This window comes from Variovorax sp. J31P179, from assembly GCF_030316985.1.
Classification (GTDB): Bacteria; Pseudomonadota; Gammaproteobacteria; order Burkholderiales; family Burkholderiaceae_C; genus Variovorax; species Variovorax ginsengisoli_B.
This window is the reverse complement of sequence record NZ_JASZYL010000025.1, coordinates 18,523-34,171: the sequence shown is the minus strand read 5'-3', so window position 1 is coordinate 34,171 and position 15,649 is coordinate 18,523. Positions and strand designations below refer to the sequence as shown.

Below are 15,649 nucleotides of genomic sequence, written 5' to 3'. Positions count from 1 at the left end.
ATGTTCAGCGCCTTCCTTCAACGTCGCACCGGAAAGATCGACCCCGACACCGCGGGCGCCGCTATGGCCGCCTCGGGCCGATCCGCAATGGGGTCATCCGGGCACCAGCCCAGCGAAACGCCGCCGTGGCGCTGGAAGTCGACGGCCTTGCGGGCCAGTACCCGGGCGTCGGGCGGCGACACGCCGGTGAACCATCTCAGGAGCGTTGGATCGACAGGCGAGAGGCGGTCGTCGGCGACCGGGTCGTCGACGCCTCGGGGCACGAGGGTGATGTCTGCCAGCGGGTGCGGCGCTGCGACGGGATGCCGTGGCGCGACCCACACCAGTTCCAGTCCGGGTCGCGCGGCGTCCAGGGCCGCGAAGGCCCGCCATCCCGCCGCGTCGATGCCGTCCGCGCGACCCAGGTCGGCGAGCACCGACTGTCGCCGCTCGCGTATGACCCAGGATGACCAGGTCAGCGGAATGCCCGGACGGTGCGCGAAGAGCGGCGGCGGACCGTCGAAGTGCATCGCCAGCGCCTGCGTGTCCTCGAGCAGCCAGCCGTCCAGCGGCACCTTGGCACCCAGGTCCCCATAGAGGCGCTGCACGCGCGCGTCGTCGCCCAACGCCGCGAGTGCCTCGCGATGCGGCAGGCGGGCATAGACCTTCACGCCGGCCCGCGTGTTCATCTGCCAGGCGATGCGCGACAGCCAGTCGCCCGCCAAGGGCAGCTCCCGGGTAGGAAACCAGGCGGCGGTGATCCGCCCCTGTGCATCGCGGCGAACCGCGTCGACCACCAGGCCGGTCACCCCCAGCGCCCGCACGCGCTCGATCGCCAGTCCCAGGCGTTCGTTGCTGGCCTCCGCGTTGTCGGTCCACAGGGCCGCCGGGTCGAGGCAGACCAGGCGATCCAGGCGCCGCTCGTTCGGATCGGGACGCAGGCTTTGCACCAGGTCCGGCAGCGGCGGGTTGTGCCTGTGCAGCAACCGGGCCAGCCTGAAGGGCCGCTCCGGGCGAGAGGGTCCCTGGTCGAGCACCAGCGCGAACGAGAAGCCCAGGTCGCGGGCCGCCTGCGTGCCGATGCTGTCGTAGCGGCCGTAGGGCCACACCAGCGCGCGCGGCGCGCGACCCAGTTCGCGCTGCAGGCTTGCCCGCCCGGCCGCCAGGTCGGCGCGGACGCCCGCCGCAAAATCGGCTTCGCTCTGGTAGCCCGTGCCGGGAGAGTAGCGGCGCGTCACCGCCGCCGGCATGGTGTTGCCCTGCGGGTTGCCGACGACTTCGTCGTGAAGCGACTGGCTGTGCAGCGCGAACTCGACCAGGCCCGAACGCTGCATCTCGCGCGCCTGATCCCAGCTGATGAAGCGTTCGCGCGGCACCGCTTGATCTCCATAGCGAACCATCGAGCCTGCAGGTGGTTCCATCCATTCGCCCACCAGGGCCGCGACGATCGGGAAGCCATAGGCGAGCGCCAGCGGGTAGACGCGGGTGTACAGGCTGCGGTAGCCGTCGTCGAAGGTGATCAGCACGGCCTTGGCGGGCAGCACCTTCTCCCCGCGGCCCGCGCGTGCGATGTCGTCGAGCGAGATCGCCGTCCAGTCGTTGCCGCGCAGCCAGTCGAAAAAGCTCACCAGGCGATCCGCGGTGACCGCGTCGTCGTCCAGGTCGCCGGGAGCGTCCACCACGTCATGAAGGCTCACCGTCGCGAAGGTCGCGGCCGGTCCGGATGCGGGCGAAGGCAGCTGCGCGAACGCGGGCCGGGCGGCCAGCCACAGGAGCAGCAGCGAGATCGCCAGCGTGCGAATCGCCTTGTTGGCGGGCGGGCTCGTGTTCATCTTCCGAACCTGTGCTCGAGCTTGAGGTAGCCGTTCAGCGTGCGCTCGCGCTGGCCGTTGTAGACGTTGCTCGCCCATTCGATGCCCCAGGTCAGTTCGGTCCAGGGATCATGGCGCCAGGTCTGCTCGTAGGCGGCACCGCCCACGGCGTAGCCGCCGAAGTCGCGCTGGTCGAACATGCCGATCGTCAGTCGCAGCCGCTGCAGCAGCACGCGCTCGTAGACACGCCCCAGGACATGCTGCACCTGCGCCTCGACCGAAGGCAGCCATGACTCCCTGGGATTGAAATACGGCGTGACGGCCAGGCTGTTGTGCTGCCATTCGACGCGCGGCTTGACCATGATGTCGAGGTGCGGCCGATCGAGCAAGGTGAGGGTGCCGTCGATCGTCACCTGCTCCCGCCTGTTGCCGTCGCTGAAGTCCATGTACTGCGCTTTCAGGCCCGCCTCGGTCGATTCGGTCCAGGCATAGCGCACGCCGCCGCTGGCCGCATCGGCCGTGATGCCATGAAAATCCGCCCGCAGCGGGGTGTCCGGCGAATGCTTCGCGGCATCCGCCAGGAACGTCCAGTGATCGGTGGGCTGCCACTGGGCGGCGAGCGAGCCGCCCGAGGTGTTCAGGGAGCCTGTCTGGGACCATGCCAGCGCGTTGACCTTCCAGTCGGGCCAGAGGGCCTGCACACCGCCGCCGAAACGATGGCGTTCGGCGCGGCCTTCCTCGATGGAGTCGCTGCTGCTGTCGGCCAGGCCGATAAGCCGCCAAGTGCCCGCGAAGGTCGAGGACTCGACCTGGAGACTGGCTTCACCGCCATTGCCGGGCCCTTGCAGCGCCTGGTTGTCGGTATGCCTGCCACCCAGCGCGAAGCGCACGCTGGGGCCCATGGCGGCGTCGAGTTCCCGCCGCGCCTGCTGCACGCGCGGAATGTCCGCGCCTTCTTCCAGCAGCGGCGCCAGGCGCTCGTCGGCGCGCAGCAAGCGATGGCGTCGCGTGTCCGAGTCCACCTGCTGCACGCGAATGCCGAAATCCTCCGGCGCCAGCGCGGCGGCGGCATCGATGCCGTCTTCGGCCCGGCGCGGCCAGCCCTGCTGCGCAGCGATATCGGCCGCCTGCGCACGCAGCCAGGGGAGAGCCGGGGCGCCACGCTCCAGCGGCGCGATGCGCTGCCACGCGGCGGCCGGCATGTCGGCATAGCTGTGCACCGCAGCATCGAAGACCTGCGCTTCGAGCCAGGCTTCGTTTTCGCGCGGCGTCTGCTGTTCGCCGGCACGGCGCCAGGGCGGTCCCGCAGCGGCCACCAGGGCGTCGACCGTGGCGAAGGCGGCTTCGAAATCCTCGGCCTCCGTCTCTGCATAGGCACGGCCCATCATCATCGAACGCCATGGACCCTCGTCGTCGGCGCGCTCCGAAGGCGTCAGGCGCTGCAGGGCTTCATCGTAGACGCGGCGCGCATCCGCGGGGCGGCGCAGGGCGAGCAGCGCGTCCGCCTCGGCTTCGAGGACATAGGCCGGAAGGGCATCTCCCGCCGCACGCAGCGCCTCCACCTGGTCCACGGCGTCCTGCCAGCGCTCGCGATAACGCAGGGCCACCGCACGGTCGCGTTGCAGACGCGTGACCAGACCCGGGTCCGGCGGCGCGGCGGCACGCGCCTCGACCAGCAACGCGTCGAGACGGGCCAGCGCCGGGTCCACGGCGTCGAAACGCCGTCGGGGATCGGGCTCCCGCGGAGGGATGTCGATCGCCCAGCGCAGGCGCTGGCCGGCGACGCGGCTGCGCACACCCGGGTCGGCACGGGCGCCCAGCGCGTGGGCGGCGGCGCTCGGGGCGCCCAACTCCATCAGCACATCAGCCAGGGCCTGGGTGACTTCGGCGTTGTCTGGCTGCAGGCGCCGGGCCTGCGCGATCGCGCCAAGGGCGGCATAGCGATCGCCTGTGCGCAAAAAAGCGCGACCACGCTCCAGCAGCAACTGCGCTGCCACCGCTGCATCGGCCTGCGCGTCGGGCCTGAACGGTGACCGCGGGGCCTGAGTTGCACCAGGCGCAGTCACGCCCTGTCCCGCTGCGATGCCGCATGCCACCACCCCGGCCAGGGCGGTGGAGCGAATGCCCAAGGTGGAAGAATGTCGGAGAATTCGGCACTCCTGAATGCGGCCGGGGCCTGCTTGTTTCAGCCTAAACGCAGCAACCAGATCCGTCAAACACGAGGCACGCCATTTCCTGGGGACCTTCATGCGCGGCGCCTCTCTGATGCGCTGTAAAGCCAGGACCACCACAGAGGGGGTGTCATGAGGAAATCGCTTTGGAAGCTTGCGGTCGTCGGGGCCGTTCACGCCGCTCCCGGGGCCTGCGCGGCCGACCAGGCGTCGTACGACGAACTGAAAGCCGAGTTGCAGCAGGCCATGAAGACGATCCAGGACCTGCAGGCGCGCATGACGGCCCTCGAGCAGCAAAAGGCGACCGCCCCGGCAGCGGCCGCCGTGGCCGTGCCCGCTGCCGCCGCTTGGGCACCCGTCGTCTCGGTGGGCACGAGGGCCGAGGACGGCGTCCCGGACCCGGACAAGGCAAGGGTCGAGTTCTACGGCCAGGCCATGATCGACACGATCTACGACTTCAAGCGCATGAACCCCGACTGGCAGGCGACCCTGCGGCCATCGCAGATTCCGATCGTCTGCCCGGGATCGCCAGGATGCGGCAAGGATGGCACGACGGTCTTCAGCGTGCGGCAATCGAGTCTCGGGTTCAAGTCCTTCATCCCGACGAGCCTCGGCCTGGTCAAGACCGACCTGAGCTTCGACCTCTTCGCGACCAACGGCGGTACCCAGGTCCACTGGCTGAACGCATGGGCCGAACTCGGCATGTATGGCGCCGGCCAGACCTACTCGAACTTCATGGACATCGACGTGTTCCCGAACATCATCGACTACTGGGGACCGAGCGGCATGGTCTTCGTGCGCAATCCTCAGCTGCGTCTGACGCCCTACAGCAAGGATGGATTGACCGCGGCCTTCTCGCTCGAGGCGCCCAATTCGGCGATCGATACCGGTCGGATCACACGGGTGGACCCGGCGCTGGGCGCCGGCATCACCGGCTGGAACCGCGCCCCGGACGTCGTCGCGAGCCTGCGGATGGACGGCGACTGGGGCCATGTCCGGGCCGCCGCCATCGTGCGACAGGTCGGCTTCCAGAACACGATCAGCTTCAACAGCGAGCCGTCCGGCTCGAAGACCGGGTACGGGCTCAATCTCAGCGGCACGTACAGCGTGTTCGGCAAGGACCAGCTGAGCGCGCAGGTCGTCGGCGGGCAAGCCATCGCGAGCTACATGAACGACGGCGGCGTGGACCTGGCCCCGGGCGCGAACCTGCAGGCCGAAACGGTGGGGTCTCTGGGATGGCTCGTCTACTACAACCACGCCTGGAGCGAGAAGTGGAGCAGCGCCATCGGCTACAGCGAGCATCGGCAGAACAATACCGCCGGACAGCTTGCCACCGCCTTCCACAAGGGCAGCTATTCGTCGGTCAACCTGCTGTATGCCGCCTCTCGAAGCATCCTGCTGGGCGGCGAATTCATCTGGGGGCGCCTCGAGAACAAGTTCGGACTGTCGGCAGACGACTACCGGCTGCAGTTCTCGACCAAGGTCACGTTCTGACGCCGCCTGACCCCCGCCAGTGCGACCCGTCGACACCGTGCTGGCGCCGAGTTTTCCGCGAGGTCCGGACGTGTGGCTTCTGAGTCAAACGGCCGACCACCCGCGCTCACAGTCCAGGACTGCTTTGCATGATCCCGCCGTCCACGAAAATCGTGGTGGCCGTCAGGTAGCTCGCACCGTCGCTCGCGAGGAACGCCACGACGCTCGCGATTTCCTCCGAACGAGCCATGCGGCCCAACGGAATGGCCGAGTTCAGCTTCTTCAGCAGTACCGGATCGTTCATGGTCGACAGGTTGATCGGCGTGGCCACGGCGCCAGGGCCGACGCCGACGACGAGGATGTTGTGCGGCGCCAGCTCGACGCCCGCCGTGCGGGTGAGCATGCGAATGCCGCCCTTCGAAAGGCAGTAGGCGGCGTTGCCCGGCATCGGCCAGTCCTCGTGCACGGAACTGACGTTGATGATGCGCCCGCCGCCCCCCTGCTTGATCATCTGCTGCGCGGCGAACTGGGTGCCGAAGAACGCGCTCTTGAGATTGATGGCGAGCACCTTGTCGTAGTCCGCCTCGCTCGTGTCGAGCACGGAGGTGCGAGTCTCGACCCCTGCGTTGTTGACCATGACGTCGACCCGGCGGAACCTCTTGACGGCAGTGGCGATCAGCCTTTGCAGGTCGGCTACCTTGCTCACGTCGGCTTGCACTCCGATCGCCTGGTCTCCCAAGGCGAGGACTTGCCTCTCCGTCGCTTCCGTTGCTTCTGGATGCACGACGTAGTCGATGACAACGTTGGCGCCTTGCTTGGCGAGCTCCAGCACGATGGCGAGACCGATGCCGCTGTTGCCGCCCGTGACGATGGCGACTTTGTCCTTCAGGTTCATGGTTGATCTCCTGGATGAGTGATGGTTGAGGTCTGGGTCGGAATTTGAATCGGCGCGCGCACTGCTTCCGTGACCCGTGGCGCTGGGCGGCGGGCGATGAGCGCGGCAAGCACGACGAGCGCCAGCGCGACCCCGGTGGTCGCTCCATAGATCGTGCCCAGACTCAATCCCGACCGTGACTCCAGAGGGCCGACGCCAAAGGCCGCGATCCCGTAGCCGATCTGGTAGGACGCAATCAACCCACCGGCCATCGATGCGGCGATGGCCTTGAGTTCCGCCTGACCGAAGCTGATGACCAGCGGCAGCAAGGCCGAGCAACCGAAGCCTGCGAGCGCAAAGGCCGGGATGCCGAGGAGCGGCTGGCTCGGCTGCAGGAAGGCAAGGACGACAAAGCCAGCGGCCACGAGCAACGGCAGGACCTGGAAGACGGCGCGCTCGGGCAACCATTTCTCGACGAGGGCAAAGAGGACGCGCCCTGCCGTCACCATGCCCCAGAACACGGTCAGGGCAAGCGAGGACTGCGTCGCACTTGCGCCCAGTTCCTTCGTCATGTAGAGCGAAGCCCAGTTGCCGTTCATCGTTTCGCAGACACCGTACAAGAGCGCGAATCCGGCGAACACCCAGAACCGAGAAGGAAGCTTCGTCCGCCCGCCCACGACGCCGGCGCCGTCCGCCTGCGCATCCGGACTGAGCGGCAAGCGCGCACTGAACAGGAGCAACCCCAGGATCAGCGCGCCAGCCAGCACCGGAAGTCCCCACCAGAAGCCCAGACCGACGAACACCGCGACAAGAATCGGCGCCAGCGCAGTGCCTGACCCCAGCAGGGCGTTCAGCGCCAACACAGCCTTGTCCACCTTCTGAGGAAAGAAGGCGGCGGCGAAGGTGTTGAGCGTCGGCACCGTGAAACCGAAACCGACGCCGAGGCAGCCGGTGGCGACGAGCAGGACCACGTAGGCAAGCGCGTGCTCGCTCATCGCGAACCGGCTCAGAACGAGCAGCGCCATCGACGCCAGATTCGCAACGAGTCCGATCAGGAAGATGCGCTTGGCGCCGAGGCGTCGTGCCAAGCCGGCGCCCAGCAGGGAGGATCCGATGGCTGTCAGCGCCTGGGGCACGAACATGCCGCCGTATTCCGTTCTCGACAAACCGTAGCCCGCGGCGCTGGTGAAGACGACGCCCGCCGCCGGAAACGTGACCAGCGCCACGCCCTGAATCAAGCCGGCACCGTACACGGCCGCGACTTCCTTGCGCCGTGCGAGCGGGTAATTTGTCATTGGATGCGGTGCAGCAGATGTTCGCCGACGCGCAAGGCATTCGCGATGGCGGTCAACGACGGATTCACCGCCCCGATGCTTGGAAAAAAGCTCGTGTCCACGACGTACAGGTTGTCGAGCTCGTGCGCCCTGCAGTTGACGTCGAGGACGGAAGTTGCCGGGTCGATGCCGAACCGGCAGGTGCCGGCCTGGTGAGCGACGCCGGCGATGGGAATGTGCTTTCCCATGTAGAGGTTGTTCGGGATGAGGTGAGGATGCATGTCCATGTGCTCGAGCATCGACTGCAATTTCCTTTGCAGGCGATTGATCGGCTCCACGTTCGTGAACTCGTAGTGGAGTTGGATCTCACCTCCAGAATTCACGGAGACGCGATTCTGCGGAAGCGGCAAGTCTTCGCTCGTGAGCCAGAAATCCACCGCGTGCCGGGCCATCTGATCCAACGTGAAGCCGGGCGCGAAGCGCGGCGCGTCTTCCTTGAACATCGGTCCCTGGGACTTGCCGAGCATCTGGATATTGCCGAGCGGAAATTCGCAGTCCGTCGCACCGAAATAGAAATCGTTGATCGTGAGCGTCTTCTGGAACTCGGTCGGGTTCTCGTGCCGGGAAAGAGCGACCAGCGCGACCGCGTTGTGAAACATGAAGTGGCGACCCACCATGTCCGAACCGTTCGCCAGCCCGCGCGGATGTTTTTGATTCGCCGACATGAGCAACAGCCGTGCGGAATTGGCTGCCCCGCACGACACGACGACGAGGCTTCCGGTGTATTCCTCGCGCTGCCCGTCGCGATGCACGATCACCTTGGTGACCGTGCGTCCGCTGGCGTCCGTTTCGAGGCGCTGGACATGAGCGTCTCTCTTCAGCGTCACGTTCGGGTACTGCAACGCGGGCCGCACGGCGATGACTTCAGCGTCCGCCTTCGCGTGGACGAGGCAGGGGTAGCCGTCGCAGGAATTGCAGCGTATGCAGTGGCTGTGCGGACGGTCCGCCTCGTCCAGCAGGATGCCGGTCGGCGCGTACGCCGGCCGATAACCTGCACGCTTCAAGCCATCGGCGATCTCCTGCACACGCGGCTCGTGGCTCACGGGGGGAAATGCGTAGGGTGCGCTGGCCGGTGGATCGGTCGGATCATCGCCGCGCTGACCATGGACGTGGTAGAGCGCTTCTGCCTGCGTGTAGTACGGTTCGAGATCGTCGTACCGGATCGGCCAGTCGGGCGTCGAGCCGTCGGCAGTGCGATGCGCCGTGAAATCCCTCTCGCGCAGGCGAAACATCGCAGCGCCGAACATCTTGGTCGCGCCGCCGACGAAGTAGTGGACGCCCGGCTGGAACGGCTTGCCGTCCGAGTCATACCAGGTGTCCTTCGACACGTAGCGGTTCTTCACGAAGACTTCGGTCGGATCCCAGTTCTGCTTTTCGCGCGGCAGATAGTCGCCGCGTTCGAGGATGAGAATTCGCTTGCCGGAAGGGGCCAGCTTGAGGGCGAGCGTGCCGCCGCCGGCCCCGCTGCCGATGATGATGAAATCGTAGTGATCATCGCTGCGCATGAGGTTCCCCCGTGGGTAAGGCCTTGACTGCACGAGTGGGCACCTCTTTCGCGGCCGATATTGTCGGAAATCGTTACGTTGGTAACGGGGCCATGTCAACGCAGCACAGGCGAGGGCAGTCGCCTTCAAAATCAGGGATCACGGGAGGTCGAATGGCTCTTCGAATCGAGGACTACGGACTCATCGGCGACATGCACACTGCAGCATTGATCGGGATCGATGGGTCGATCGACTGGTTGTGCCTGCCGCGTTTCGACTCTCCCGCATGTTTCGCGAACCTGCTCGGCACCGAGGAGAACGGTCGATGGCGCATCGCTCCGACCGGGGACGTCGTCGCCACGACGCGACGGTATCGGCCTTCGACGCTCGTTCTCGAAACCGAGTTCGAGACGGCCGACGGCGTGGTTCGGCTCATCGACTGCATGGCCTTGCGCGCATCGAACCCACGGATCGTGCGGATCGTCGAGGGCGTGCGCGGCACCGTACCCATGTCGGTTCGGCTCAACCCGCGGTTCGATTACGGCAAGACCGCCCCGTGGATCCTCGCCAAGGATCAGGCGGTGAGTGCCGGCGCGGGACCCGAGGCGGTGGAGTTGCGGGCCGACGTACCGATCACGTCGCAGGACCGTTGTCTCGAAGCCGACTTCTCGGTGAATGCGGGCGAGCGCGTTTGCTTCGTCCTTACAGGGTACCTCTCCTGGGAAGAGGCGCCGCCACCCATCGATGCGCTCTATGCCGTGGCCGAGACCGAGGCTTGGTGGCGCGCCTGGTCGGGTCGTTCGACGTACAAGGGTGCGTGGAAGGACGAGGTCGAACGCTCCCTCATCACGCTCAAGGCGCTCACCTACGCACCCACTGGCGGGCTGGTGGCTGCGCCCACCACGTCCCTGCCGGAGTTCCTTGGCGGCGTGCGCAACTGGGACTACCGGTACTGTTGGATCCGAGACGCAGCGCTCGCGCTGGACGCGCTCATGTCTGCAGGCTATGTCGAGGAAGCGACGCATTGGCGCGACTGGGTGATCCGCGCCGTTGCGGGCGACCCCGAAGACCTGCAGATCATGTACGGGATCGCAGGAGAGCGCCGCCTCGACGAGTACGAACTCGGCTGGCTGGCGGGCTACGAGGGGTCCGCCCCTGTGCGGGTCGGAAACGCTGCCTCGGGGCAACTGCAGCTTGACGTCTATGGCGAGTTGGCCGATGCGATCTATCGCGCGCGGCGGCTCGGCATGACTGCCGTCGCCGCAGCGCTGGATCCCACCCAAAGCTTCGTTCTGTGGCTTGAGCGCCATTGGCGCGAACCCGACGATGGCATTTGGGAGGTTCGGGGGCCCCGACGTCAGTTCGTCCACTCGAAGGTGATGGCCTGGGTCGCTGCCGATCGCGTCGTGAAGATGTTGCAAGAGTCGGGCTACAAGGGCGCGATGGACGAACTGCTGCGGATGCGGGACGACATCCACGAGGAGGTGTGCCGCAATGGCTTCGACGCCGAGAGGAACACGTTCACCCAGTACTACGGATCCACGCAGCTCGATGCGGCGTTGCTGCTGATCCCGCAGGTTGGATTTCTGCCGGCGACCGATCCGCGCGTGGCCGGCACGGTCGAGGCGATCCAACGTGAGCTTGTGCACGACGGGTTCGTGATGCGGTACATCCCGGACAAGGACGCGGCCGACGGATTGCCCCCGGGCGAAGGCGCGTTCCTCGCCTGCAGCTTCTGGCTCGTCAACGATTTGGCCATGCTCGGGAGACTCGAGGAGGCCCAGGCGCTTTTCGACCGGCTGCTTTCGCTCCGAAACGATCTCGGACTCTTCGCCGAGGAATACGACCAGGCGCACCAGCGACTGATCGGCAACTTCCCTCAGGCGTTCACTCACCTGACGTTCATCGCCAGCGCCATGGCTCTTTCGGAAGCCGCCGATGCGCGGGGATCCCCCGCACGGGATCGATGAGCTCGGTCAACGCGGTTTCGCCCCTCTCGGGCGCGCAATACGAGATCCGTCACGGCTCGCAGCGCGCCATCGTGACCGAAGTGGGCGCGACGCTGCGCCACTACTCGGTGGAAGACGCGGACATCATCGATGGATTCGGGGTGGAGGAGTGGTCGCCCAGCGGCCGCGGTCAGGTGCTGGCTCCCTGGCCGAACCGCCTCGACCGCGGGCAGTACCGGTTCGAAGGTCGGGCCGGCCAAGCGGCGCTCGACGAGCCCGAGTTGCAGAACGCGATCCATGGGCTGGTGCGATGGCTCCCGTGGAAGAGCGCATCGAAGTCGGCCGATGAAGTTGCGTTGACCTGCGCCCTCCATCCACAGCCGGGGTATCCGTGGCGGCTCGACCTGGAAGTCCGGTACCGGCTCGATGCGACAGGCCTGACGGTCTCCTTCCGGGCGCGAAATGCCTCGAGCGTCCCCGCGCCCTTCGGGATCGGTTTCCATCCCTACCTGACGGTGGGCACCGCCATCGATGACGCGGTCCTGCGGGTCCCGGCGAACCGATGCCTGGTGATGGACGACCGCGGGCTTCCGGTCGGAGACGAGCCGGTCGCCGGATCGGACCGGGATTTCACCGAGCCGAGGTCGATCGGCTCGATGCGGCTGGATACTGGCTACACGGACCTCGTGCGAGGGGCCGACGGCCTCGCGCGCGCATCCGTGGCGAGGTCCGACAAAGGCCGACGTGTCAGCCTCTGGGCCGATTCGTTGTTCCGATACCTCATGGTGTACACGGGCGACACCATCGAGAATGTGTCGCGTCGACGACGCGCCGTTGCGATCGAGCCGATGACATGCCCGCCGAATGCTCTTCGTTCAGGGATCGGCCTCTTGAAGTTGGAGCCCGGGCAACACGTCGAGGGCCGCTGGGGGGTGGTGCCGGATGGGGCCGAATTTGGCGATCACTCCCCCGACGCGAGATGTTCGCGAACGGCGGCAACGTGATTGCCGACCTTGGAAATGGCATCCCGCAGTTTCGCCTCGGTGCATCGAAGCTCCTTGCACCAGTACTTCAACTCCAGGGAATCTTCCTCAAGGATCCGACCTGGATCCAGTGGCTGGAAATCTCTCAGGTCATCAGGCATACAGCCTCCTCAGGCAATGTGGCCGAACCTTTATAGACTCAAGCGAATCGATCTGCAAGGCGGCGTACAGGCATTCAGTCGCATGCAGTCTGGTCAGCACTCGCCCTTCTTGGCGTGGCCCGGTGGGCAATGGTAGCGCTTGCCTTCGTGGTGATGACGGTCTCGGTCGTGGTGCTCGCGGGCCTCCCACTCGTGTCGGCTCCAATAGCGACGCCCATCGTAGTACCGCTCGCCATACCAGCCGGGCACGACCACCACCTGTGCAGGCGGAGGCACGTACACCGGTCGCGGGGCAACGTACACAGGCGGCGGTGCGACGTAGACCGGCGCTGGCGTGCCCACATTGATGTCGATGTTGACCGCGTGCGCGACGCTGGTCAGGCCGAGCAAGGCGCCTGCAGCCGCGACGAGATATGAGTACTTTTTCATTGTTGTCCGTGATGAGATGAGGGACCCGATATTCTGCAACGCGCCGATTGCCCCGCGGTTGACCGGCGCCAAGGCCCGCTGAGCGAATCTGACAATTGAATTGGCCACCCGCCCTGGGGCATCGATGCATTAGTCTCGGATTCCGCCTTGAGTCCACCGAAAGCCGCATTGATGAAAACACCTTGGATGCTGGGCCTGCTCGCCGGCTTGGCCACGTCGACGGCGTGGGCCCAGCCCAACCCCGCCCTGCTGGGCAGCAAGGATGCGTTCATCGCCGATGTGCTGCGCCAGATGACACTCGACGAAAAGATCGGCCAGCTTCGCCTCATCAGCTTCGGCCCATTGATGCCGGCGCCGAAGCTTGCCGAGGAAGTGGCCGCCGGCCGGGTCGGTGGCTCTTTCGGCGTCGTCAGCCGCCCAGAGCAGCGTCCACTTCAGGAAGCGGCCACACAACGGAGCCGGATGAAGATCCCGTTGCTGTTTGCCTACGACGTGGTCCATGGCCACCGCACCACCTTCCCGATCGGCCTGGGCCTCGCGTCGAGCTGGGACCTGGAAGCGGTCCGGCTGAGCGCACGCGTCGCAGCGCAGGAGGCCAGCGCCGACGGCATCGATTTCACGTTCGCGCCGACCGTCGACATCGCCCGCGACCCCCGGTGGGGTCGCACCTCGGAAGGTTTCGGCGAAGACCCGTACCTCGTGTCGCAGATGGCGCGTGCGATGGTCAAAGGCTTCCAGAACGATTCGGCCGCCAAGCCTGACAGTCTCATGGCGTCGGTCAAGCACTTCGCGCTCTACGGTGCCGTCGAAGGCGGGCGCGACTACAACATCGTCGACATGAGCCCGATGCGCATGTACAACGATTACCTGCCACCCTACCGCGCGGCCATCGACGCGGGTTCGGGCGGTGTGATGCTCGCGCTGAACGCCGTCAACGGCGTGCCGGCGGCGGCGAACACCTGGCTGCTGCAGGACCTGCTGCGGAAGGACTGGGGCTTCAAAGGAGTGACGGTCAGCGACCACGGTGCCATCGCCGAACTCCTGCACCATGGGGTGGCGCGTGACGAGGCCGAAGCCGCCAAGCTCGCAATCAAGGCCGGCGTCGACATGAGCATGGCCGACGAGCTCTACATCAAAGAACTGCCCGGTCTGGTGAAGTCGGGCCAGGTCAGCGAAGCCGAGATCGACAACGCAGTGCGTGAGGTGCTGGGCGCCAAGTACGACATGGGCCTTTTCCGCAATCCGTTCCTGCGGATCGGCAAGACCGAGGACGACCCGGCAGAACTCAAGGCCGACAGCCGCCTGCATCGCGCGCCGGCGCGTGACGTGGCCCGCAAGTCGATGGTGCTGCTTGAAAACCGCAACCGCACGCTGCCGTTGCGCAAGACCGGAACGATCGCGCTGGTCGGACCCCTCGCCGATTCGCAGGTCGACATCCTTGGCGCGTGGTCGGCCCAGGGCGTGCCGGCCTTGGCAGTGACCTTGCGTCAAGGCATGGCGGCAGCGACTGGCGACAAGGCGAGGCTCCTCTTCGCACGCGGCGCGAACGTCACCGAAGACAGATCGATTGTCGACTACATGAACTATCCGAACGGAGAGGCGCAGGAAATCGTTCAGGATGGCCGCATGCCGCAGGAGATGATCGACGAGGCCGTGGCGGCGGCGAAGCAGGCCGACGTGGTCGTGGCTGCCGTGGGCGAGTCGCGCGGCATGTCGCATGAGTCGTCGAGCCGCACGCGCCTCGATCTGCCAGAGAGTCAGCAGGCACTGTTGAAGGCGCTCAAGGCAACGGGCAAGCCATTGGTGCTGGTGTTGATGAACGGCCGCCCACTGACGCTCGGCTGGGAGAAAGCCAATGCCGACGCCATGCTGGAGACCTGGTTCGCCGGCACAGAAGGCGGCAATGCCATCGCCGATGTGCTCTTTGGCGACGCCAATCCATCGGGCAAACTGCCGATCTCGCTGCCTCGCTCGGTGGGGCAAATCCCGACGTACTACAACTTCCCACGCCTCGGCCGGCCTTTCACGCCAGGCAAGCCCGGCAACTACACCTCGCAGTATTTCGACGAACCGCAGGGCGCGCTCTACCCCTTCGGTTATGGGCTGAGCTACACCGAATTCACACTGTCGAACCTGGTTCTGTCGTCGCGCAAGCTGCGAAAGGGCCGCACGCTCGAGGCCAGCGTCAGGGTGAAGAACAGCGGCGACCGCGCCGGCGACGCGGTGGTGCAGCTCTATGTTCAGGACGTGGTCGCTTCGGTCGTGCGTCCGGTCAAGGAGCTCAAGGGCTTCCGCAAGCTGCTGCTGCAACCGGGCGAGACGCAGGTGGTGCGCTTCCCGATCGGCGAGACGATGCTGAGCTTCTACAACCAGCAACTCAAGCGCGTCGCGGAACCCGGCACTTTCAACGTGCAGGTGGGACTCGACTCACGCGATGTACTGCAAGAGAGTTTCGAACTGCTGCCCTGACGCGGGGCTCCCAGTGAGAGTCGAGCCGTGCAATCTGGCAAGGACCGTGAGGGCATTGACCCCTACGATTGCAGAATAGGTTGGACTGCCTACACTCCCCTCATGACCACCACCCTGATTTGCGCCCACGTTGCCTTGGCTGCGCTGCTTCTCGCAGCCACCTGTGCACGTGCGGCTGCAAAGAGGGCTCGTCGTCAGCTGACGCCAGCACATTCCTAAGCCCGGCGGTCCGCTCTCTCCCCTTTCAGCGCAACCATCCACCGCCGGGCAAAAGCTTCGCGCGGTCGCGGATGCCACCTCGAAGACGGCGTTCGCATTTCGATGGAATGCAGCCATGCATGCAGTTGTTCACGGCGAGCGCACGCTCACCGATCTGGATTTCGCTCGCTTGAAGACAGGTGACCTCGCCCGGTGGCACACGCCCTCCGGCGAGGAGTGCACCTCCGAGATCGCATCCATCCAGTACCAGCCCGAAGCCTCGGGCGACTACTCCCGGTAGACCGGCGACCGCCAGGTCGACCCTCACGGCTCC

At 66.2% G+C, this 15,649-nt stretch carries 12 protein-coding genes; 5 read left to right on the top strand and 7 right to left on the bottom strand.

What is annotated here, in order from left to right:
- Positions 1-17 precede the first annotated feature (17 nt).
- Positions 18-1,811 (bottom strand): poly-beta-1,6-N-acetyl-D-glucosamine N-deacetylase PgaB, encoded by a 1,794-nt coding sequence (gene pgaB, locus QTI17_RS33460; RefSeq protein WP_286538384.1) that lies wholly within the window; start codon positions 1,809-1,811, stop codon positions 18-20.
- The gene (gene pgaA, locus QTI17_RS33455; RefSeq protein WP_286538383.1) at positions 1,808-4,039 is read right to left on the bottom strand and encodes a poly-beta-1,6 N-acetyl-D-glucosamine export porin PgaA; all 2,232 of its coding nucleotides are present in this window, start codon (positions 4,037-4,039) and stop codon (positions 1,808-1,810) included. The genes pgaB and pgaA overlap by 4 nt, the downstream gene beginning before the upstream one ends.
- 54 nt (positions 4,040-4,093) lie before the next feature.
- Between pgaA and QTI17_RS33450 the strand changes: the two genes are divergently transcribed.
- Positions 4,094-5,455 carry a DcaP family trimeric outer membrane transporter gene (locus tag QTI17_RS33450; RefSeq protein WP_286538382.1) on the top strand — a complete coding sequence of 454 codons (1,362 nt, stop codon included), beginning with the start codon at positions 4,094-4,096 and terminating at the stop codon, positions 5,453-5,455.
- A 106-nt stretch (positions 5,456-5,561) separates the two neighbouring features.
- Here QTI17_RS33450 and QTI17_RS33445 read toward each other — a convergent pair whose 3' ends face one another.
- The 3 genes from QTI17_RS33445 to QTI17_RS33435 are packed head-to-tail and all read right to left on the bottom strand — an operon-like array spanning position 5,562 to position 9,147.
- The gene (locus QTI17_RS33445) at positions 5,562-6,329 is read right to left on the bottom strand and encodes an SDR family NAD(P)-dependent oxidoreductase (protein WP_286538381.1); all 768 of its coding nucleotides are present in this window, start codon (positions 6,327-6,329) and stop codon (positions 5,562-5,564) included.
- Positions 6,326-7,603, bottom strand: coding sequence for an MFS transporter (locus tag QTI17_RS33440; protein WP_286538379.1), 1,278 nt, complete (start codon positions 7,601-7,603; stop codon positions 6,326-6,328). Before QTI17_RS33440 ends, QTI17_RS33445 begins: the two co-directional genes overlap by 4 nt.
- Complete coding sequence (locus QTI17_RS33435) at positions 7,600-9,147, bottom strand: GMC oxidoreductase (protein ID WP_286538378.1); 1,548 nt, start codon at positions 9,145-9,147, stop codon at positions 7,600-7,602. Before QTI17_RS33435 ends, QTI17_RS33440 begins: the two co-directional genes overlap by 4 nt.
- A 152-nt stretch (positions 9,148-9,299) precedes the next feature.
- On the opposite strand from QTI17_RS33435, the gene QTI17_RS33430 reads away from it, so the two are divergent.
- Both QTI17_RS33430 and QTI17_RS33425 read left to right on the top strand, forming a co-directional pair.
- On the top strand, positions 9,300-11,096 hold the full coding sequence (locus QTI17_RS33430; protein ID WP_286538376.1) for a glycoside hydrolase family 15 protein: 1,797 nt from the start codon (positions 9,300-9,302) through the stop codon (positions 11,094-11,096).
- Positions 11,093-12,079 (top strand): aldose 1-epimerase family protein, encoded by a 987-nt coding sequence (locus QTI17_RS33425; protein ID WP_286538375.1) that lies wholly within the window; start codon positions 11,093-11,095, stop codon positions 12,077-12,079. The genes QTI17_RS33430 and QTI17_RS33425 overlap by 4 nt, the downstream gene beginning before the upstream one ends.
- On the opposite strand, the gene QTI17_RS33420 is transcribed toward QTI17_RS33425, so the two are convergent.
- Together QTI17_RS33420 and QTI17_RS33415 are read right to left on the bottom strand one after the other, a co-directional pair.
- On the bottom strand, positions 12,037-12,219 hold the full coding sequence (locus QTI17_RS33420) for a DUF3606 domain-containing protein (RefSeq protein ID WP_286538374.1): 183 nt from the start codon (positions 12,217-12,219) through the stop codon (positions 12,037-12,039). The two genes, QTI17_RS33425 and QTI17_RS33420, sit on opposite strands and share 43 nt — an antisense overlap.
- A gap of 93 nt (positions 12,220-12,312) precedes the next feature.
- Positions 12,313-12,648 carry a hypothetical protein gene (locus QTI17_RS33415; RefSeq protein WP_286538372.1) on the bottom strand — a complete coding sequence of 112 codons (336 nt, stop codon included), beginning with the start codon at positions 12,646-12,648 and terminating at the stop codon, positions 12,313-12,315.
- 186 nt (positions 12,649-12,834) lie between these two features.
- On the opposite strand from QTI17_RS33415, the gene bglX reads away from it, so the two are divergent.
- Positions 12,835-15,117, top strand: a complete 2,283-nt coding sequence (gene bglX / locus QTI17_RS33410) for a beta-glucosidase BglX (RefSeq protein ID WP_286538371.1) — start codon at positions 12,835-12,837, stop codon at positions 15,115-15,117.
- 334 nt (positions 15,118-15,451) lie between these two features.
- On the top strand, positions 15,452-15,616 hold the full coding sequence (locus QTI17_RS33405; protein ID WP_286538370.1) for a GreA/GreB family elongation factor: 165 nt from the start codon (positions 15,452-15,454) through the stop codon (positions 15,614-15,616).
- Positions 15,617-15,649: the final 33 nt, after the last annotated feature.